Origin of the sequence: Pseudoalteromonas sp. BSi20495 (genome assembly GCF_000241185.1) — a bacterium.
GTDB lineage: Bacteria > Pseudomonadota > Gammaproteobacteria > Enterobacterales > Alteromonadaceae > Pseudoalteromonas > Pseudoalteromonas fuliginea.
Genome location: NZ_BADY01000054.1, coordinates 63,868 through 84,327 on the forward strand (window position 1 = coordinate 63,868; position 20,460 = coordinate 84,327).

Here is a 20,460-nt window from a genome sequence, read left to right on the forward strand (position 1 = left end):
CCATGAGCCAATATTTATTACTTAAAAAAGTATCGGTACAAAATGCCAACGCCATTGCGGGTTTAACGTATGGTTTTCCTGCCATAACTAATTTTTGGGTTTTACCCATGCATTATCACGTAAATTACCTGAAACGTTAGCCGTTAATTTAGGTGGCGTTGCTGTAATTAGCCATAAAAATATAGTACACGCAAGGCAACCTAAAGGGTGGGGCGACTATGTTTTTGCATTATCCCGTAACCCGCTAACTCACCAAGGCAAGACGGCACCCATTAATGAAGAAGGGCGCATGCATATGCAAATATCTTTGTTGATTGAAGTTAATGGTTTGATTGCCGGTGATACAGAAACAGCAGAACAATTAATTGAACAGGTAAAACAAAAAGTGCCAACGCTACGTTTAGCAGGCGGTCAAATTACGCACGTAGAAAATATTGAGTTAACCCCGTTAAATAAAGAACAAAAAACACTGCGTAAATTAATGCCAGGTTTTGCCTTAATTGATCGCAGTGATTATTTAGCTGAGTATTTTCAACAGCAAAAAAGCATAAACGATAACGCTTGTTTATTTGATGCATGGTGTGATTTTGCCAAGCTTAAATTTAAAGCTGAAAAAATAACAAGTAAAGATGAACAAGAAACCGACGCCCTTGAAAGCGTAAAACAAAAAGCCAATTGGCATTATGTAGCAAAACCTCAAAGTGGCTATTTAGTGCCAATTAATACGGGGTATTGTGCAATCTCTCCAGTTTATGAAGCGGGTGAAGTGAGCAATGTAAGAGATGCAACGGTGCCGACTGCCTTTGCTGAAAGTGCTTATAGCGTCGGTGAATGGAAAAGTGTGCATAACATAAAAAACATTGAAGTAGCCGTTTGGCGTTATGAACATCAATACCCTTGGTATGTTGCTAAAACAAGCCCTTTCGAAGATGAAATTATTGAACCTGATAGTTTTGATCATGATGAAGCAATGAACTTTTAAAAACGTTTAATAAAAATTAACCCAAATATTTTATCAATGGAGTAATAAAAATGGCTGAAATTAAATTAAAAACACCCTCAGTATTAGCATTTGAAGCTAAGTTAGTACCATCAGACGCACTCATGTTTGCAGGTAACTGGGAGCAGCAAGCATGGCAAGCAATACAAGTGGGGGAAAAAGCAGTACGTGGCACAATTTCAAACCGCTTAAAAGCAGCAACGGCAAATGATCCAACAAAATTAGATGCAGAAGTATCTAAAGCTAATTTGCAAACAGTTGACATTGCCGCATTAGCACATAACACAGATACCTTAAAAGTTGTTTTTACCTTGCGCGTATTAAGTGACTTAGCAACACCATCAACGTGTAATAACCCTGATTATCAAGCACAATTAGCTAATAAAATAACACAATACCAAACAGAGGTTAGTTTTGAAGAATTATCAAAACGTTATGCTTTTAATATTGCCAGTGCTCGCTTTTTATGGCGCAACCGAGTAGGTGCCGAAAACGTAAAAGTGGTAGTGACTGTGGCTAACGAAACCATTGAATTTAACTGCCAATACTATTCATTACGTGAATTTTCAAGTGATGAGAAAATCACTCAACTTGCACACTTTATTCAACAGGGCTTAACCGATAATCATGTACTTATAAAAGTCCAAGCGTATAGCCAATTAGGTGAAGGCCAAGCTGTGTATCCATCACAAGAATTAGTAATGGGCGGTGGTAAAGGCGATAAAAGTAAATTTTTATATCAGCTAGATGGACAAGCCGCAATGCACTCTCAAAAAATTGGTAATGCCTTACGCACAATCGATACTTGGCATCCAGCTGTTGACGAAGTAGGTCCAATTGCTGTTGAACCGTACGGCTCAGTAACAAACCGTGGCGCAGCGTATCGTCAACCAAAAGAAAAAACAGACTTTTATAATTTACTTGATGCTTGGATGATCAAAGGTAAAGTGCCAGCGATTGAACAGCAACACTATATTATGGCGATGTTAATTCGTGGTGGCGTATTTGGGGAATAAATTAATATGAAATATTATCTCGAAATAACGCTGCTCCCCGATGCTGAAGCAAATTTAGGGTTCCTTTGGCAAAAAATATATCAGCAAATTCATATTGCACTTGTTGATAACAAAATAGGAGAAAATGAATCGGCCGTTGCTGTGGCATTTTCTCGCTATGGCGAAAAGTTATTTCCATTAGGGGATCAGTTAAGGTTATTTGCTAAAACTGAAATACAGTTAAATGAGCTAAATATACCAACTTGGCTAAGTCGATTTAAAGATTACGTACACATTAAGTCGATTAAACCAGTACCAGAGAAAATAACGCATGTGTGTTTTATCCGAGAGCATGTAAAAGGGGAGGCCGGTATTGAAAAAAAGATGCAAGCTAAAGCGAAATACTGGTCTGAAAAATCAGGGCAACCTTTGGAAGAATGCTTATTATCACTTGAAAAAAGTAAGCCTAAAGCAAGGTCAACACGCCCTTTTATATGGTTAGAAAGCCAAAAAACAAAGCAACGTGATCCAGCGCAAAATATAAAGTTTCCATTATTTATTAAAAGAATAGAACTTGAGAACCCGCAAAAAGGACATGTAAATTGTTATGGTTTAAACGCAAACCATAAAGATATAAGTAACTGGGTAAGTGTACCGCACTTTTAACCCTTATTTTTGCTCTTTAAAAATATAATTTAAAAACAATAAGTTACAAACCATCAAAAATTTTAGGTTAAATTGCCAAAAATAACCTATTTGATTGTTGTAACTTATTTTTTTATTCGGTATTCTATTGTTCACTGCCACACAGGCAGCTTAGAAAGCGAAAAAGGTAACTAAACAACGGTTAAAGTAGTTCACTGCCACACAGGCAGCTTAGAAAAATTAAACTTGCTGGTTCAAGTATTCGTTGGTGTTCACTGCCACACAGGCAGCTTAGAAATTGGGCGCAAAGGCTTTCAAGCGGTACCATGGGTTCACTGCCACACAGGCAGCTTAGAAAAAGGAAGCGATTAATGATATTAAAACTTATTGTTCACTGCCACACAGGCAGCTTAGAAAGTCCATCGCTGTCGACTTAAGCGTTTTAACTTGTTCACTGCCACACAGGCAGCTTAGAAAATTAACAGTACTCATCAAGCGTTGTCACCTGTGTTCACTGCCACACAGGCAGCTTAGAAAGTTTGAATTAGCGCCAAAAGTAATGGTTAAACGTTCACTGCCACACAGGCAGCTTAGAAAAGCATAAAAACCGCCAACAGATTGCACGCTAAGTTCACTGCCACACAGGCAGCTTAGAAATTTCATCTTCGGCAGCAAAGGCTGTTGCCAATGTTCACTGCCACACAGGCAGCTTAGAAATACTTGAAGCTTTTTATCATCCACCGAGCCCAGTTCACTGCCACACAGGCAGCTTAGAAAATCCAAAGCATACGCGCCGCCGCTATTTACAGTTCACTGCCACACAGGCAGCTTAGAAAATTTCCATCTATTAATTACATAGAGTTTATAGGTTCACTGCCACACAGGCAGCTTAGAAAGTCATTAAGAATAACACTTGAGGCTTTTACTTGTTCACTGCCACACAGGCAGCTTAGAAAATCTTCGGTAACGTGAGTTGCGTAGGTGTTGCGTTCACTGCCACACAGGCAGCTTAGAAAATCTTACAGTTAAGTTAGCATTGGATAGCGTGGTTCACTGCCACACAGGCAGCTTAGAAATATTCAGAAAACAAAAAGGCAAAAACATTAAGTTCACTGCCACACAGGCAGCTTAGAAAAACTCTTCCCGTGTTGCATAATACAAAAACTGGTTCACTGCCACACAGGCAGCTTAGAAAATAAAAAACAAGGAATAAGCAGATTGTTTTCGTTCACTGCCACGCAGGCAGCTTAGAAAAACTGTTACAAAAGAAAAGCGAAAGGTAGTAAGTTCACTGCCACACAGGCAGCTTAGAAAAGCTAGCCAAGTTACTGCTAGTGTTGCAATTGGTTCACTGCCACACAGGCGGCTTAAAAAGTTATGGAGTTAGGAAATTGCATGAGTAAATCGTTTATGGTTGTTAAAATGAAGGGTTACTTAATTTCGTCGCTAAATTTAGGTCAAGGAAGTATAAATTATACGAAGTTTCTTTAATCTATCATGCTCCTATACAAATTCGCTTAATTATTTATTGCGGATTGGTATCAGAGACGTTTTTCAATCACTCAGTTCCACAATTGTTTGCGCTACGCTGTATAACGTTTTATGTGAATTCATCGCTTGCTTTTGAAGTTGTTTATGGGCTTGTTCTTCAGTGAGTTTTAATTGCTCAATAAGTATGTACTTGGCTTGGTGAATGACCTTTTGCTCACTAATAACTTTTTTAGCGTCAAGTAACGCTTGGTTTATTTGTTTTATATGCTGGCTTTGCTCGATAATTAAATCATACATACTTTTATTACTATTGAGCTTATCGGCCGCTATATTTTGGCTTACTTCTGGCTCTGGTTGCTTAATGGCTAATTGCCCAAAAGTCGGGGCTATGTGTTGCTCTGCCATATTGTTAAGTACTTGCTTATTTGTATTTAAACTACGTTGAGCACAGGCTATTTGCATTGCTGCGGTATCAATTAATTGATCTGCTATATTTTGTTCAATTTTGTGCATTATATCTATGCGCGTGGTGGTTACTTCGTACCATACTTCACTCAGTTGTGAGAGCGGTTGAGCGTTCTCGTCATCGAGTTTTTGCAGTAAACTTCTAAGTTGCTCTACCTGATTATTAACCTGATGTGTTGTTAATGTGGCAAAGCATTTTAAAAGGTGCGCATCGGCGTACTCATTAAAAAAGTCAAAACTGTGGTTTTGTTCTTGTACAAAATGCGCGAGTTGTTGTTTTTGCTCAGTGGTAAATTTACTCGCTGCAAATGCTTGTGCACCACAGGCGCGCTCTTGTCCTGCATATTCTTTACCTTGCATAAAGTTAAAAAAGGCAACTAATAAACGCGTTATTTTAGGATCGCTTGCGCCATCTGCTGCCTCTAAAATAATATTGAGTAAACTAGCAATTAACTGCGTGAACGACTGCGTAGCATGCACTGCACTAATGTTTTGTTGTGCTATTTGATTGCGCAATACCGATAATGCATCGAGTGCTTGTAAGCTGTAGGTAATTAAATTAAATAACCGAGTATGGCCAGTATCGGCGTTGTCTTTTATAAATGTTTGTTTAAGAGAATCATAAAATGCAGTTTGTGCGCTGTCGCTTAAAGGGATTTGTTCTTGTAATTGGGTTTTGAATCGTTCACGATTTGAGGCTAAAAATATATTACTCATTGCGCGCTCTTTTTGTAACTGATGTACAAAATCGCCTAATTTAGTAAGCGAGGCACAACTGTTTTGTAATTGCTTTAGCGCGTGTATTTCTTGATATTTAGCCGCTAATAAAAACTGTTTTGTGAGAGGATTGCTTGTCGCCATTGGAACTATTCCGCACTTTTTTGTTTTTAAAGTGCAACCCTTGTTCCAATTACTAACAAATTTAACGATAGAATTTAAAATCAAATTAAAACAGTCGCTTAAAATAGACATAAGAATTTATTTATTAATATTACAATTAACATATAAATAGGTACGGCCCTTTTTGGTGCATTAAAAAGACCGATTGCACAGTTGTGAACCTTATATAAAAGAAGGTGCGCTTAGCTCTCTAAAATAGCAAAGTAAGCGCGTATGATTTGTTAAGCATTACAATAAGCGGCTTGCAATAATTGGGGGCTAATTGCCATTTTATGATTTATTACTTCACCAATCATAATTAGGGTAGGGCCTTGAAGGTCGTGTTTAGCATGCTCATTTACTATCAGTTCAAGCGTACTGGTAATTACCTTTTGCTTAGTGGTAGTAGCGTTCTCTATTAGTGCGATGGGTGTATTGCTTGGCCAACCCACTGATTGCAAACCGCAGCTTAGCGTTTGTAAGCGCGAAAGCCCCATATAAACCACTAAAGTGGGGTTGTTGTTTGCAGGCATAAACGCGTAATTTTGCCAATGAGGTTGCTTATTAGGATCGGCAAACTGCGCCGTTAAAAATGTAACACTGCGCGCTACGTCTCTTGCTGTAAGCGGAATACCTGTATAAGCGGACGTAGCGCAAGCCGTTGTGACTCCTGGAATAATAGCAAAATTAATATTATGCTTACTAAGCGCATCGGCTTCTTCGTTAATACGTGCAAATATACTCGGATCGCCGCCTTTTAAACGCACTACATTTAAGCCTTGTTGCGCGTATTTAACCAGTAGTTCGCAAATGTTAGCTTGGGTCATCGAATGCTTACCCGCACGTTTACCTACAAATACTCGCTGTGCTTTTTTAGGAAGCGTTTTTAATAAATCATCGCTTACTAACCAATCGTATAAAACAACATCGGCGGCATTAATTAAACGCTGCGCTTTTACTGTAATTAGCTCAGCGTCTCCTGGGCCCGCACCAATTATATAAACGTTGCCGCTTTTGACGCTGCGACTATTTGTGCTTGTTAGCTTAGTAACGAGCTTATTTAGCCACACGTTTTCAATACCCGAAAAATAAGACAATACACTCATACTATTCCCCTAAGCCACAGCTGTTGTAACTTTGGGTTCAGAGCTTATAAATACACTGCCGTCTTCAATTTTTGCATTAAAAACCGGTAAGTGTATTGCTTGTGCTTCTAAACATTCGCCTGTTTCTAGGCAAAAGTGTTGCTTATATAAAGGCGATGCAACAACTAATTTATTGTCGATTGAACCAATAATGCCACGCGATAATACATTGGCTTTGCCAATAGGGTCGTAATTGCTAATAGCAAACACAGCCGTTGGATTTTGTGGAATGTAAAAAATAGCCACTTGCTGATTATTAACTAATGCGCATACGCCGCTATTAGCTACTAGGTTGTCGATTGTTCCAATATTATGCCAAGACATCAGCTTGCTCCTCTTCAACTTCCATTACTGGAATACGGTTTTGTGTATTACGTTGCTCACGTTTTTCGGCTTCTGTAGCAGGGCGAATTTGGTTACGCTCTTGCACAAATAATATGTTGTCGTCGGTTTCGGGGCTATTAACAAACTGGCGGAATCGTTTGGCTGCATCAGGGCTTTCAATCGCTTTTTTCCACTCACACGCATAGGTTTGTGTAATTAACTCCATTTGCGCTTCTAGCTCGTCGCAAATGCCTAAGCTGTCGTCAATTACTACGCTTTTAAGGTAGTCTAAACCGCCTTCAAGGTTTTCCATCCATACCGATGTACGCTGTAATTTGTCAGCCGTTTTAATGTAAAACATAATTACGCGGTCAATGTATTTAATAAGTGTTGGCGTGTCTAAATCGGTCGCAAATAAATCAGCATGGCGAGGGCGCATACCGCCATTACCACACACGTATAAGTTCCAGCCGTTTTCGGTGGCTATAATGCCAATATCTTTACTTTGTGCTTCGGCGCATTCGCGGGTGCAACCCGATACCGCCATTTTAAATTTATGCGGCGCACGTAACCCTTTGTAGCGGTTTTCTATTTCTATTGCGTGTCCAACGCTATCTTGCACACCATAACGACACCACGTACTACCCACGCATGATTTAACGGTTCTAAGAGACTTACCATAAGCATGACCTGTCTCAAATCCGGCTTCTATAAGTCGCTCCCAAATAACAGGAAGCTCTTCTAAGCGTGCACCAAATAAATCAATACGTTGACCACCAGTGACTTTGCAGTACAGGTTAAAGTCTTTTGCTACTTGTCCAATTACAATGAGTTTGTCGGGGGTAATTTCGCCGCCAGCAATACGCGGTACTACAGAGTACGAACCATCTTTTTGCATGTTTGCTAGGTACGTATCGTTAGTGTCTTGTAAGCCAACATGAGCGGGTTCTAAAATAAAGTCGTTCCATGTTGAGGCTAAAATAGAGCCAATGGCAGGTTTACATATTTCACAGCCATGACCACTGCCGTGTTTAGTTAGTAAGTCATCAAAGCTTTTAATGCTTTCTACTTTTACCATGTGCAGTAGTTCTTGGCGTGAATATGCAAAGTGCTCACATACATGGTTGTTTACTTCAACACCGCGACTTGCTAATTCGTTATCAACAACAGATTTTAATAACGCTGCACAACCACCACAGCCACTTGCTGCTTTAGTACATGATTTTACAGAGGCTAAATCGCACGAGCCGCCATCAATTGCACCTACAATGTCGCCTTTACTCACATTGTGACACGAACAAATAGTGGCGGTATCGGGTAGGGCACTGCCCGATAACGACGGCGCGCCGCCGCTGTCTGGTAAAATTAAACACTCAGGGTTTTCTGGTAAGTCCATGTCGTTAAGCATGTACTGCAATAAAGTATCGTAATCGCTGGTATCGCCAACTAGTACAGCGCCCAGTAATTTATCGCCTTTTTCACTTAGTATAATTTTTTTATAGCAGCCGCGAATAGCGTCTTGGTATATAAGTTCTTTGCAGTCTGGCGTTTTTGCATGAGCGTCTCCAATTGAGCCTACTTCTACGCCTAGTAACTTAAGTTTTGTGCTCATATCAGCACCTAAAAACTCAAGCTCGCCGCCACTTAATTGACTCGCTGCAACGCGCGCCATGTTGTAACCCGGTGCTACTAAGCCAAATAGTTTTTTGTCCCACAGGGCACATTCACCAATGGCTAAAATATCAGGATCTGACGTTTGGCATTGGTTATTAATAATAATACCGCCGCGCTCACCCAGTTCTAAATCAGCAATTTTACCTAGCTGATCATACGGGCGAATACCGGCAGAGAACAAAATCAGATCTGTTTCTAAAAATGACTCATCCGAAAAATTTAATCTAAAGCGGCTCGTTTCGCCTTTTACTATTTCACTGGTTGCTTTTGATGTGTGTACCGTTACGCCGAGTTTTTCTATTTTATTTTTTAGTAGCGTACCGCCTTGTCCATCAAGTTGAACAGCCATAAGTTGCGGCGCAAATTCAACTACGTGGGTATCAAGCCCTAGTTGCTTAATTGCGTTTGCGGCTTCAAGCCCCAGCAAACCACCACCAATAACAACACCGCTTTTGCTTACAGCGGCACTGGCTTTTATTTGTTCTAAATCTTCTAATGTGCGATACACCAAACAATGGGGTTGGTCGTTCCCTTTTATAGGCGGCACAAACGGAAATGAACCTGTCGCGAGTATCAGTTTGTCGTATGGGTATTGCTCACCGGTTAATGTGGTCACTATTTTTGCTGTTCTATCAATGCCTTCAACCCACTGGCTGGTATGCACATTAATATTAAGCTGTTTGTAGTTGTCGTGAGTGGTAAGTGCTAAATCGGCAGCTGTTTTGCCATCAAATACACTTGATAAGTACACGCGATCGTATGCAAGATTTGCTTCTCCGCAAAGTACAGTAATGTCTGCGTTGGCATCGCTTTGGCGCATTTGCTCAACAAAGTGGTGTCCGACCATACCATTACCAATAATGAGTATTTTTTGCGAGGTTTGCATAGGGCATTCCTTAAAGTGACGGTTTAAATACAAATAACAAAAAAGCCCGCCACAAATACGCAATATGCATAACTGTGTGCGGGCTTCTTTGCCTATGGTTGATAATAGCTATAGTGCCAACAACCTAAATTTTTGCCGTAAGTAAAACGGGCTTGTTAATAGAGTGTTTGCAAAAATACAGCCAGTTTTTTAAGTTATTGTTTAAATAGTATTTAATGTATTTTTAGAGTGAGGATAAAACCCGTTTTGTTATATTTTGGTGCGCGCTTGGCACTAAGAGGGTGCAAGTATTGTCATTGTTTTGTGCATTATCAGTCAATAAAACACTCATTATCATTGAGTGTATATTGAGTTAAATTTAACCCATAAAATACGCACACGAATTACGAGCAAAATGACTAAAACTAACTCAATAGATGCTTCACCGTTTCACGAAGGCGAGCTGGCAATACAAGACAAACTCGGTAAACGAGAAATAATGGCAACATTTGGTAAACGTGCCGTGCGCTCATTTATGCCAAAGCAGCATCAAGCATTTTTTGAGCAGTTACCATTTGTGGTTGCAGGCAGTGTTGATGAAAACGCTAATCCGTGGGTATCTATTGTTTCAGGGCAGCCAGGCTTTTTAAGCGCCACAACTCCTACGTCGTTATTAATGACCCACGCGGTTGATAGAAACGACCCTCTACATAACACGTTAAATATTGCCGGCTCGCCAATTGGTTTATTAGGCATTGAGCTAGGCACGCGTAGGCGTAACCGTTTAAATGTGCGCGTAGGTGAGGCAATTGACGATAATCAGGTGAGTTTTAATGTTGATCAATCCTTTGGAAATTGCCCGCAGTATATTCAAACGCGTGACTTAACGTTTAATAGAGATCCTTTAGTTAAAAGTAGTGCAGTACAAAAAGTTGAATTTAATACACTTGATAACGCAGCTAGTGTGTTAATTGACACCACCGATACATTTTTTGTATCGAGTTTTATAACCGCAAAAAACAATCCAAAAATTGAAGGGGTTGATGTTTCTCACCGTGGTGGGTTGCCGGGTTTTGTAAAGCGAGAAGGCAATACATTAACGATTCCTGATTACGCAGGTAACAATTTTTTTAATACCTTGGGTAACTTTTTATTAAACCCAAAAGCAGGTTTGTTATTTCCTGATTTTGATACGGGTAATGTATTAATGCTTACCGGCAGCGTTGAAATTTTATGGGACGGGCATCCAGAGTTAGAGGGCTTTATTGGCGCAGACCGAGGCTGGAAATTTACCCTCACTAAAGGGATGTGGCTTAAAAACTTACTCCCGTTTAGTGCTAAATTTGATGCTTATTCCCCTAATACTAAAATGACGGGCATGTGGCTTGAGGCTGATAAAAACAAACAAGCAGAAAAACTAAAACATACTTGGCAGCCTTTAAAAGTAACTAAAATAATTAAAGAAAGTAATGTAATTACCTCCTTTTATTTAGAAGGGCATAACAATACAACCTTGTTACCATTTAAAGCTGGGCAGCATTTAACCGTACAAATACCAAGTAAAAGTAGTGGTAATAACAGAAACAGCAAGCCTGTTATTAGAACCTACACCGTTTCATCAAGCCCTCATGAACTCTTTTATCGGTTATCGATTAAAAGAGAGCTAAATGGCGAGGTGTCTAACTATTTTCATAATAACGTAAAACTCGGGAGCGTTATTTTAGCTAAATACCCACAAGGGCAATTTTTTATTGACTCAACTAGTATCAAGCCTGCGGTATTAATTGGTGGTGGAATAGGTATTACACCCATGGTTTCAATGGCTAAACACATTGCCAATGAAGGACTAAGAACTCGCTATACACGCCCTTTGCATATTTTTCACAGTGCTAAAAATACCCAGCAGCGTGCGTTTTATAACGAGCTAAAAACACTTGCAGATACGAGTAGCGGCGCAATTGATTACTACTCACTTTTATCGCAGCCAGAGCTTAGTGAAAAGCAAGACAATGGCTTTAACGTAAAAGATGAGAGCTTTAATTTAAAAGACAAAAGCTTTGATTTAAAAGGGCGCATAAATGCGGATGTGTTTAGATACTATTTACCACTTGATGATTACGAGTTCTTTTTATGCGGACCAGAAGCGTTTATGCAGCACGTATATAACGAACTGTTATTGCTCGGTGTGCAGGATAAAAATATATTTTCGGAAGCATTTGGGCCCTCCAGTATTAAGCGCAAAGTGCTTAATACAAACGAAGCACCTAATAAAAGCAAAGAGATTAGCACTGAGGAAGCCGACAACACCGTAATTAAATTCAGTAAATCGGGCTTTGAACAGCGCTGGAACAAAGGCGACAACACTATACTTAATGTAGCCGAATCCCATGGTTTAGAACCTGAATTTGGCTGTCGAAACGGCAGCTGCGGTAGTTGCGCCGTAAAAATAAACGCAGGTGCTGTGGTTTATCGCAATAACGTAAGTTACCCAGTAGAGGCAGGGCAGGCTCTAATTTGCTGCGCCGTACCTGCTAAAGGCGTTGATGAGCTTGATTTAGAGCTGTAGTTATTAATATAGAGCTATGGGATAAAATTGCACTTGAGGTGTAAAAATTTGCGAAGCCCAAAATGGAATTAATACTGTTTTAGTTAATGACTATTTAGCTATCCGATTATGTATTTTTATTGGTAGGGTTTTCTTGAAAATACTGTGCATACAATACATCAGCAAAATCATTTTCACTAATTTCACCGATAACTAAATCTTTTACAGCATCAGCTATTAAATCGTTATCGCTAGTTAATTCGTATTCATTTAATGACAAGTACTCTAGACCAACAACTAGCCCTGTTCGTTTATTTGCGTCAGGCAATGCATGAGCTATAGCTATACTTGCTGTATATTTAGCTGCTATTTCAAATACATCATCCAATCCATCGTAGATAATTGCATTATCTATTCGCCCTAAAGCCCCCTGTAATTTAGGGATGTCGACAGCACCTTTCATACCGGGTTCACTTTCTAAAATAAAAGCATTAATTTCAATAACCCTTTCAAATGGAAAGCAAATTATTTCCATTACATATGAGCCAATTTAGTAAATGTTTTTCTGTGTGTTCTTATAGCTAATTTAGCTTCAGATTTTACAATTTGCTTACCTGATTCCCCAGATAAATCTAAAATTTTAGTTGCTTTAATCTTAGGTCTAGCAACTGCTGAAACGCCATAAGCTTCTACTTTTTTATTCATCACAATCACCTTTTGATAACGTATTAAGTTGAGTATACATCTATATTATGAAAGAAAACATGGCAAGGTTGTAGAATAACTCTAACAGCGAAAATTAATTAAAAAATGAGCTTATGAAATAATCTTTAAGTTTTTAAACATGTAAATAGTACATTTGAAACTTATAAAAAAAAGCACGATGACTTCTTTTAAAGCAGTAGTAAGCTGTTATCACTGGGCAAGTAAACCTATTTTTGTTTTAGGCATTGTGACACCGCCATACATTTCGCGAATATCTGAGTGCTCCCCTATATTTATTCCTACCGCCAAATTTTAGATATCTTCTAACTGCTCTATCAGAAAAATTTTCCCTTATTTTCACATGAAATTTCTCACAGAATTATTCGCATAGATTTGTATCAACTAATTGAATTTATAGTTGTCTGCCAGTCAAAATGTCGGCCTATTCACTTACACTAAATTTCAGATTTCGCTTAAACAAGCACAAAAAAAGAGGCTCAATAGCCTCTTTTAAAACAGTATTAAAAACTTAAAACTAAGCGAGTAAACCTGCTTTTGTTTCAGGCATTGCTATAAAGCCGTCAAGTTTACGAACGTTGTTTAGCCATCTTAAAATATTTGGGTATTGTTCAAGTGATACACCGCCCTCTGGTGCGTGTGCTATGTATGAAAAGTTGGCAATGTCGGCAATAGTAGGCTGAGTGCCTACTAAGTATTCACGGTTTTGTAAGTGTGCATCCATTGTTTTAAATAATGTGTGGGCAATGTTTATCGCGTTTTGATGATCAAGCTCTGCGCCAAATACAGTGACCAAACGCGCCGAACACGGTCCTGAAGCCACAAGCCCTGCAGCAACACTCAACCAGCGCTGAATGTGTGCTTGCATAGCAATATCTTCTGGGTACCAGGTTCTGTTAGCATCAAATTTTTGTGCCAAGTACAGCAAAATAGCGTTTGAATCGTTAATTACGTCATCGTTATGTTTAAGTACCGGTACTTGTCCAAAAATATTCATTTTTAAAAAGTCAGCGTGCTTTTGTGCGCCGTTTTGCAGTGCAACATCAACCATATTTACATCAAGCTTTAAAAGCGATGTAAATAACTCTGCACGATGTGAATGACCAGATAAAGTAAAACGGTATAGCGTTAGATTGCTCATGGGTTGTCCTGTTTTTAATTTTAAATAGTGATTTTTAATAACGCTATTCTTTCACTATTATCAGTTTTGAAAAACCGAGCTAGTAAGGAATAAATGTCAATGCTATATTGACAATCATGGATACTATTATTGGCATTAAAACAATCATAGCGGTTGTTGAAACAGGCTCTTTTACAGCCGCAGGCGACAGGCTAGGGCTTTCAAAGGCGCTGGTTAGTAAATACGTGGGCATTGTAGAGCAAGACTTAGGGGTTAGATTATTTAACCGCTCCACGCGCAGAATTTCGATTACCGAAGCGGGGCAAAGTTATTACACAAGCGTAGTACCTGTAATTGAAAGCTACAGTGAAATGCTCGATAACTTATCGGGTCAAACAGCGCTTGCTAGCGGCAAACTTAGGGTGAGTGCGCCGGTGTCGTTTGGTGAATCAAACCTTGCGCCGTTAATGCCTGAGTTACTGAGCCGATACCCCGATTTAAGTATTGATTTAGTGCTTTCAGACAAAACAATTGATTTGCTAGAAGAGGGGGTTGATTTAGCAATAAGAATTGGCAGTGTGTCTGATTCTAATTTAATCGCGAGGCAAATTACCAGTTACCCTTTAATTTTATGTGCATCAGCCGAATACATTCAGCGTTTTGGCGCACCAGTGAGTGTTGATGAGCTTGAACAACACGCCACAGTGATTGATAGCAACTTTAAAATAGGTCGCCATTGGCCACTTGTTTCACCTACTGGTGAGGCATTAACGGCAAACGTAAACTCGCGTGTTTCGGTTAATAATCCGCAAGCAGTAAAAGAGGTGGTTGTAGCGGGTGGCGGTATTGGCTTAATCCCTGAAATAGTGGTGAGAGACGATATTGCATCGGGCAAGCTTGTGCAGGTTATGCAAGGCTATAAAACCTTTGAGTTTGGCTTATTTGCTATTTATCCGCATAGAAAGTTTGTGGCTCAAAAGGTCACGTCGTTTATTCAGTTTTTATTTGAAAAGTTTGAAGCTAAGCCAAAAACAAAAACCTAAAATCAGTTAAGTGATTTTAGGCTTTTAAGATTGATTTTAAACTTATTTAAAATAGCTACTTATTTTAAAATAACCACAGGCACATCGCTGTTTTCGAGCATTTTAATGGTGTTACTGCCCACAAAAAACTGCCTTAGTTTAGAGTGCCCAAATGCACCCATTACAATTAGTTCTACATTATTTTGCTCTTTATATTGCATTAACGAGTCAAAAATATTGCCCTCTAAAAAGCTTGCCGACACTTCAAAGTCCATACTGATAAGCTTGTGCTGTGCATTAACAAATTTTTCTTCAAGGTCTTTTTCGTTATTTTTAATACTCACTAAATGGCAATGCAAACCATGTAACAAGCCGCCATCAATCACTTGTTGTAGCGCTTTGTCGGCTGTTTCGCGGCCGTCGTACGCAATCATAAATGATTTAGGTTGTTTAAATGTTTCTGGAATAAGCAAAATAGGTTGTGTTGCATTACGCACTAAGGTTTCTATATGTGAGCCCAGCACCGCAAAGCTATTACTATGTCCAGCACCATTTTGGCCAATAACAATAAGGCGTGTGTCGTCTTTTAAGTCTATAACGGTATCGAGCAAATCACCGTGGCGCTTAATTAATTCAAAATTAGTAATACCTGCCGATTTAGCATGCTCACTTACTGAATTTAATAATTCGTCAGCCATTTTTAAACTTACTTTGCAGCGTTGTTCGTCAAGCTTGGTCATTTCATCAAGAAGTGTCGAATGCGCACCAAGCCCAATGCTGCCAGAGTAGTCGCCGATATTAGTTTGCTGCGTTTTTTCAATTGTATGCACAAAGCTAATTGGTTTATTTAGCTTTTTTGAAGCCCAAATAGCAGCGTCGGTTACATTTTTAGTAATGGCTGAGCCATCTACATAGGTAATTATTTTAGTCATTGCATTCTCCTTAATGTCCGCCAAGTAGTTTTTCGACTTCTTCAGGGTTGTTATGCACACCAAATTTATCAATTACAGTTTCGGTTGCGCTATTCATACCAATAATATTAACCGTTGCGCCTTCACGCCTAAATTTAATGACCACCTTGTCGAGTGACGATACACCAGTTATATCCCAAAAATGTGCATGGGTTAAATCAATTACGACGTTAGAAACCGCATTTTTAAAATCGAACGATGCAATAAATTGCTCAGCTGATGCAAAAAATACTTGGCCAACGACTTCATAGGTTATTTTATCGTTGCTTTCATCATGCTTGGTTTTAACCACCATAAAGCGACCAATTTTATTGGCAAAAAACAACGTAGCTAACAACACACCAACTAAAACGCCAATGGCTAGGTTATGCGTGGCAACAACCACAATAACGGTAGAAATCATCACTACGTTTGATGAAAGCGGGTTCTTTTTTAAATCCTTAACAGAGGTCCAAGAGAATGTACCAATCGATACCATAATCATTACGGCAACTAGGGCTGCCATAGGAATTAAACGCAGCCACTCATCTAAAAACACCACCATGATGATTAAAAAAGAGCCTGCAATAAAGGTAGAAAGCCTGCCGCGCCCCCCCGATTTAACGTTAATAATTGATTGCCCAATCATAGCGCAACCCGCCATACCACCGAATAAGCCTGCGCCAATATTAGCAATACCTTGGCCTTTACATTCTTTATTACGATCGCTCGTTGTATCAGTTAAGTCATCAACAATAGTGGCGGTCATCATTGACTCAAGTAAGCCCACAACAGCAAGACCAATTGAATACGGTAAAACAATTTGCAGTGTTTCGAGTGTTAGCGGTACATCGGGCCATAAGAATATAGGTAGAGTGTCTGGCAGTTCGCCCATGTCGCCAACGGTTCTTATATCAAGACCTAAAAATATTGAAACCAGTGTAATAACAACAATACACACTAAAGGAGAGGGAAGTATTTTGCCAATAGTTGGAATATATGGGAATAAGTAAATAATACCTAAGCCCGCTGCGGTCATCGCATAAACATGCCAAGTAACATTAGTCAGCTCAGGTAACTGCGCCATAAATATTAAAATCGCCAGCGCGTTTACAAACCCTGTTACAACAGATCGCGATACAAACCGCATTAATTCACCGAGCTTTAAAAAGCCTGCAAATATTTGTAGTACACCAGTGAGTAAGGTAGCAACCAGTAAGTATTCCAAACCATGATCTTTAACTAGCGTCACCATTAACAGTGCCATTGCACCGGTGGCCGCCGATATCATGCCAGGACGTCCGCCTACAAAGGCAATAATAACGGCGATACAAAATGAGGCGTATAAACCTACTTTTGGATCAACACCGGCAATAATAGAAAAGGCAATCGCTTCAGGTATTAGGGCAAGCGCCACAACAATACCAGCAAGCACATCGCCACGAACATTAGAGAGCCAATCTCTTTTTACGTGATCAAACATGTAAATAACCTAATGAGTTAGTTTCCCAAAGTATAAGGGAATATTTTATTTAAATAACAGTGATTCTCGCACACCTAATAAAGCTTACAGATAAAGCGCTGACAAACAAGGAAGATAGATTACCTAAGGGCATTTTAATTTTAAAAAGCACCTATGGTTAGATGAAAAGTTAAGATCTTGGTATTTATAGAATTCATAAGCTAGCTGGATTATTTGCGATACTAATGATTTTAACACCTCTTATGCTTAGAACTTTTTCCGTCATATCTATTTTATAAACACGGTATTAATTCGCATAATGCAAATTAATAGAGTTGCAACATGCATAGAAATCGCTCTATTTTATTTTTTTATAAAGAATTCAATGTACTAAATTTTGGAATGAAGTCTGCACTGATTTATTTACTTAATAAATAAGGGCAACTAATTATGAAATTAACCCAATTATCCACAGCACTTTTATCACTAGTTCCGTGTGCTGTTTTAAGTCAGCCATTTGATGAATGTCCAAGTCAGGCTTTTTTAATGCAAAACTCAAAAGCACAACTGTATGGAATAGATTTAGTGTCTGCTAAACCTACCGTTTTAACGACAGAGCTGACGTTTGCAAATGAGGCTAATAATGAAAGTGTTAACGCAATAGGCTTTAATTATAAAGATCAATATTTATACGGGTTTAGTAAGCAATTACCAAGTAGTGTTGTGCAAATTGGTGATGATTTTGAAATGAAACGCTTAGATGTTGCTGGTCTTCCTGCAACAAATTTTTACGTTGGTGATATTCAAGTCATTGAAGATGAAGGAACTCAGAGCGCTTCATATTATGTTTATACTCCAAATTTTGGTCTTTATTCTATCAACCTAGATGGTGATTTAGATGCCTCTATTACGGCCACACTTCTACCTGATTCAGATACATGGAAGCTAGGTATATTTGATTTCGCTTTTCACCCAAAGAGTAATTTATTATACGCTGTAGAATCTAATGGTGACTTGCATGAAATAGACATAGCAGCTAATACCGCTCGATTTATTACTCAAGTAGACATTGGTGATGATACTGGGGCTTTTGGAGCTGCATACTTTGATATTAATGGGCAATTTTATTTCAGTAATAACAAAAGCGGTAAAATTCATAAGGTTGATTTAAGCATTAGCCCAGTTGTTGACTATACGCCGGTTGCTAACGTATTTACATCAGGCCCTAAATCAAGCCAAAACGATGGGGCACGTTGTGCCATAGCTGAAGTTAAAGTCACCGATAGCTCAATTGATTTTGGTGATGCACCAGCACCGTATAACACGAGTCTTGAAAAAAGTGGCGCTAGGCATCTGTTTGATCCTAATAGCACTGGCAGTGAGTTAATTTATCTAGGAGATTCTGTTGATGGCGAAAATATAAATACAGAAGCTGATTTAGTTAATTTTCCAATTGATGGATCGGATGATGGGGTTAGTTTTGTAACTGCTATATCTGCAGGTCAAGATAGCCAAATCATAGTTAGGGCATCAGCGACTAGCTTTTTATATGCATGGTTTGATTGGGATCAAAACGGAGCATTTAGTGAAGATGAACGAACGGTCACCAAATTTCAGCTTAATGAGGGTGATAACAGTATTCTTGTCAGTGTTCCTAGTAATACAAAGTCAGGCCAAACATGGGCTCGATTTAGAGTAACTGATGGTACCGAAGCCTCGCTTATCACCGCAACAGGGGGAGTACTTGGCGGCGAAGTTGAAGATTACGAAGTAACTACATTTGCCAGTGCTGTGTATCCAGGTGAAAGTGATTGGGTAACGCTTGCTTACGAAGACAAATGGCCGTTTGCAGGTGATTACGATTTTAATGATGTCGTACTTAATTACAGAACGACTCAGCTAATAGAAGGGAGCAGTGTAGTTGGCTACAAAATAGATGGTCAACTTATAGGTATTGGTGCGACCTATCATAATGGCTTTGCTGTGAGGCTAAAGGAAACGGTAAATGGTAATCCACTCTCAATTTTAAGAAATGAAGTTGATGAGAGTGCTATTTCTTTGGTTATTGATGGGCAATTGCAAAATGGCCGTTATTTAGAAGAAAACCGCGATGAAGCTATTCTAATTTTTATGCAAGATACGTGGGAGTACGTTTCTAAACAGTCCGGTTGTGAATACTTTAGAACAGAAAATAACTGTGATGATAACGTTAAAGTCACATTTAGCATGACCATTCCATTAAAATTACCAAAAGCAATTACAGCCTCTCCAGGTACGCTTCTTGACCCCTTTATTTTTGCAACAGATGGTTTTTATCATGGAGACTTTTTGGTAGGAAAAGAATCCAGAAGCTGGGAAGTGCATATCAAAAATCAAGCGCCGACTGAAGCGTTTGACTCCTCATTTTATAATTATGTTGGCTCTGATGATGTGAGCGATCAGAGTAAAGGTTTGTATTTCCTTAGTGAAAGTGGCTTACCTTGGGCAATGGAAGTTGGTATGCAATGGCTCCATCCACTTGAGGGTGTTGATATAACTGATGCCTATGGCAGCTTTGCCGAATTTGCAGAGTCATCGGGTGCGCAAAAAACAAAATGGTTTAATGATTACAGTATTAATAATGTTGTAAAAGGGGATCAATAATGAATAACGCTATTATAATTTCAATGTTATCACTAGGTTTAATTGCATGTGGCGGCTCGGGTTCAGAAGAATCAAAAGCTCCTGAGGCAGCGGTATCTCTACCTTTGGAAAGTTCAAATGAACCTGCAGGAATAGCAGCTTTACAAATTGATGAACAATTTAACCTTTCCACTAAATACTCACTTAATCTTGATGTTGATCTTGGACTGGGAGAGGTTAGAGCGTATTTAAATGTGTGCCAAAAGAAAATATCAGCACAGCGGGCAGATTATAATAACTGCGTTTATAGAGGGCCATTGGCCAATAGTATGCTTGAAAAACAGCTTACATTAAGTCGCGAAGATATTGAGTTAATAGCCGAAATTTGGTTTTACGATAGCTCTACTCAGCCACTATTATATTCATGGAAATATAATTCAGGCGAACAACAACAGTTATTTATAATGCGATAACCTTTGAAAGTTTTCACTCACGGGGTCAAAAATTTATGTTTAGAGCCTTAGGTATTAATA

At 39.0% G+C, this 20,460-nt stretch carries 15 protein-coding genes, 1 pseudogene and 1 CRISPR repeat array; of the genes and pseudogenes, 7 read left to right on the forward strand and 9 right to left on the reverse strand.

Annotation, left to right across the window (positions count from 1 at the left end):
- Nucleotides 1-2 precede the first annotated feature (2 nt).
- From csy2 to cas6f, 3 genes and pseudogenes are all read left to right on the forward strand, one after another.
- Nucleotides 3-982, forward strand: a pseudogene (csy2, locus tag P20495_RS12690) (type I-F CRISPR-associated protein Csy2).
- A 50-nt stretch (nt 983-1,032) separates the two neighbouring features.
- Nucleotides 1,033-2,016, forward strand: coding sequence for a type I-F CRISPR-associated protein Csy3 (csy3, locus tag P20495_RS12685; RefSeq protein ID WP_008135466.1), 984 nt, complete (start codon nt 1,033-1,035; stop codon nt 2,014-2,016).
- A 6-nt stretch (nt 2,017-2,022) separates the two neighbouring features.
- Nucleotides 2,023-2,661, forward strand: a complete 639-nt coding sequence (gene cas6f / locus P20495_RS12680) for a type I-F CRISPR-associated endoribonuclease Cas6/Csy4 (protein ID WP_008135468.1) — start codon at nt 2,023-2,025, stop codon at nt 2,659-2,661.
- Between the two features lie 129 nt (nt 2,662-2,790).
- A CRISPR array of direct repeats spans nt 2,791-4,014; the repeat unit is 28 nt; unit sequence GTTCACTGCCACACAGGCAGCTTAGAAA.
- A 180-nt stretch (nt 4,015-4,194) separates the two neighbouring features.
- Here cas6f and P20495_RS12675 read toward each other — a convergent pair.
- The 4 genes from P20495_RS12675 to nirB all read right to left on the reverse strand — a co-directional run bounded on the left by P20495_RS12675 (nt 4,195) and on the right by nirB (nt 9,504).
- Nucleotides 4,195-5,457 (reverse strand): nitrate- and nitrite sensing domain-containing protein, encoded by a 1,263-nt coding sequence (locus tag P20495_RS12675; protein ID WP_008135476.1) that lies wholly within the window; start codon nt 5,455-5,457, stop codon nt 4,195-4,197.
- A 260-nt stretch (nt 5,458-5,717) separates the two neighbouring features.
- On the reverse strand, nt 5,718-6,581 hold the full coding sequence (gene cobA / locus P20495_RS12670; RefSeq protein ID WP_008135477.1) for a uroporphyrinogen-III C-methyltransferase: 864 nt from the start codon (nt 6,579-6,581) through the stop codon (nt 5,718-5,720).
- Between the two features lie 9 nt (nt 6,582-6,590).
- Complete coding sequence (gene nirD / locus P20495_RS12665; protein WP_008135478.1) at nt 6,591-6,944, reverse strand: nitrite reductase small subunit NirD; 354 nt, start codon at nt 6,942-6,944, stop codon at nt 6,591-6,593.
- The gene (nirB, locus tag P20495_RS12660) at nt 6,931-9,504 is read right to left on the reverse strand and encodes a nitrite reductase large subunit NirB (protein ID WP_008135479.1); all 2,574 of its coding nucleotides are present in this window, start codon (nt 9,502-9,504) and stop codon (nt 6,931-6,933) included. The genes nirD and nirB overlap by 14 nt, the downstream gene beginning before the upstream one ends.
- A gap of 394 nt (nt 9,505-9,898) precedes the next feature.
- Here nirB and P20495_RS12655 point away from each other — a divergent pair, with 394 nt between their 5' ends.
- Nucleotides 9,899-12,049: a pyridoxamine 5'-phosphate oxidase family protein gene (locus P20495_RS12655; RefSeq protein ID WP_008135480.1), complete on the forward strand. Its 2,151-nt coding sequence runs from the start codon at nt 9,899-9,901 to the stop codon at nt 12,047-12,049.
- A gap of 106 nt (nt 12,050-12,155) precedes the next feature.
- Here P20495_RS12655 and P20495_RS12650 read toward each other — a convergent pair whose 3' ends face one another.
- The 3 genes from P20495_RS12650 to P20495_RS12640 form a co-directional block, all read right to left on the reverse strand.
- Nucleotides 12,156-12,563, reverse strand: coding sequence for a type II toxin-antitoxin system death-on-curing family toxin (locus tag P20495_RS12650; RefSeq protein WP_008135481.1), 408 nt, complete (start codon nt 12,561-12,563; stop codon nt 12,156-12,158).
- Nucleotides 12,563-12,733, reverse strand: coding sequence for a hypothetical protein (locus P20495_RS12645; RefSeq protein ID WP_007375222.1), 171 nt, complete (start codon nt 12,731-12,733; stop codon nt 12,563-12,565). Before P20495_RS12645 ends, P20495_RS12650 begins: the two co-directional genes overlap by 1 nt.
- A gap of 535 nt (nt 12,734-13,268) precedes the next feature.
- Nucleotides 13,269-13,892 carry a glutathione S-transferase gene (locus P20495_RS12640; protein WP_008135483.1) on the reverse strand — a complete coding sequence of 208 codons (624 nt, stop codon included), beginning with the start codon at nt 13,890-13,892 and terminating at the stop codon, nt 13,269-13,271.
- A gap of 116 nt (nt 13,893-14,008) precedes the next feature.
- Here P20495_RS12640 and P20495_RS12635 point away from each other — a divergent pair, with 116 nt between their 5' ends.
- Nucleotides 14,009-14,914, forward strand: coding sequence for a LysR family transcriptional regulator (locus P20495_RS12635; RefSeq protein ID WP_008135484.1), 906 nt, complete (start codon nt 14,009-14,011; stop codon nt 14,912-14,914).
- Nucleotides 14,915-14,973: 59 nt separating this feature from the next.
- Here P20495_RS12635 and P20495_RS12630 read toward each other — a convergent pair whose 3' ends face one another.
- On the reverse strand, nt 14,974-15,825 hold the full coding sequence (locus P20495_RS12630) for a universal stress protein (protein ID WP_008135486.1): 852 nt from the start codon (nt 15,823-15,825) through the stop codon (nt 14,974-14,976).
- A gap of 10 nt (nt 15,826-15,835) precedes the next feature.
- Nucleotides 15,836-17,326, reverse strand: coding sequence for a SulP family inorganic anion transporter (locus P20495_RS12625; protein ID WP_007375218.1), 1,491 nt, complete (start codon nt 17,324-17,326; stop codon nt 15,836-15,838).
- Between the two features lie 429 nt (nt 17,327-17,755).
- On the opposite strand from P20495_RS12625, the gene P20495_RS12620 reads away from it, so the two are divergent.
- Entirely contained in the window at nt 17,756-19,948 is a 2,193-nt protein-coding gene (locus tag P20495_RS12620) for an LruC domain-containing protein (protein WP_008135488.1), read from the forward strand.
- Nucleotides 19,948-20,400 carry a hypothetical protein gene (locus P20495_RS12615; RefSeq protein WP_008135491.1) on the forward strand — a complete coding sequence of 151 codons (453 nt, stop codon included), beginning with the start codon at nt 19,948-19,950 and terminating at the stop codon, nt 20,398-20,400. Before P20495_RS12620 ends, P20495_RS12615 begins: the two co-directional genes overlap by 1 nt.
- The last annotated feature ends 60 nt before the right edge of the window (nt 20,401-20,460 follow it).

Excerpts from the sequence above, each read along its gene's own strand:
- nirD (WP_008135478.1), bottom strand. The coding sequence starts at position 6,944 with ATGTCTTGGCATAATATTGGAACAATCGACAACCTAGTAGCTAATAGC.
- cas6f (WP_008135468.1), top strand. The coding sequence starts at position 2,023 with ATGAAATATTATCTCGAAATAACGCTGCTCCCCGATGCTGAAGCAAAT.
- csy3 (WP_008135466.1), top strand. The coding sequence starts at position 1,033 with ATGGCTGAAATTAAATTAAAAACACCCTCAGTATTAGCATTTGAAGCT.
- cobA (WP_008135477.1), bottom strand. The coding sequence starts at position 6,581 with ATGAGTGTATTGTCTTATTTTTCGGGTATTGAAAACGTGTGGCTAAAT.
- P20495_RS12650 (WP_008135481.1), bottom strand. The coding sequence starts at position 12,563 with ATGGAAATAATTTGCTTTCCATTTGAAAGGGTTATTGAAATTAATGCT.
- P20495_RS12630 (WP_008135486.1), bottom strand. The coding sequence starts at position 15,825 with ATGACTAAAATAATTACCTATGTAGATGGCTCAGCCATTACTAAAAAT.
- nirB (WP_008135479.1), bottom strand. The coding sequence starts at position 9,504 with ATGCAAACCTCGCAAAAAATACTCATTATTGGTAATGGTATGGTCGGA.
- P20495_RS12625 (WP_007375218.1), bottom strand. The coding sequence starts at position 17,326 with ATGTTTGATCACGTAAAAAGAGATTGGCTCTCTAATGTTCGTGGCGAT.
- P20495_RS12640 (WP_008135483.1), bottom strand. The coding sequence starts at position 13,892 with ATGAGCAATCTAACGCTATACCGTTTTACTTTATCTGGTCATTCACAT.
- P20495_RS12645 (WP_007375222.1), bottom strand. The coding sequence starts at position 12,733 with ATGAATAAAAAAGTAGAAGCTTATGGCGTTTCAGCAGTTGCTAGACCT.
- P20495_RS12655 (WP_008135480.1), top strand. The coding sequence starts at position 9,899 with ATGACTAAAACTAACTCAATAGATGCTTCACCGTTTCACGAAGGCGAG.
- P20495_RS12675 (WP_008135476.1), bottom strand. The coding sequence starts at position 5,457 with ATGGCGACAAGCAATCCTCTCACAAAACAGTTTTTATTAGCGGCTAAA.
- P20495_RS12620 (WP_008135488.1), top strand. The coding sequence starts at position 17,756 with ATGAAATTAACCCAATTATCCACAGCACTTTTATCACTAGTTCCGTGT.
- P20495_RS12635 (WP_008135484.1), top strand. The coding sequence starts at position 14,009 with ATGGATACTATTATTGGCATTAAAACAATCATAGCGGTTGTTGAAACA.
- P20495_RS12615 (WP_008135491.1), top strand. The coding sequence starts at position 19,948 with ATGAATAACGCTATTATAATTTCAATGTTATCACTAGGTTTAATTGCA.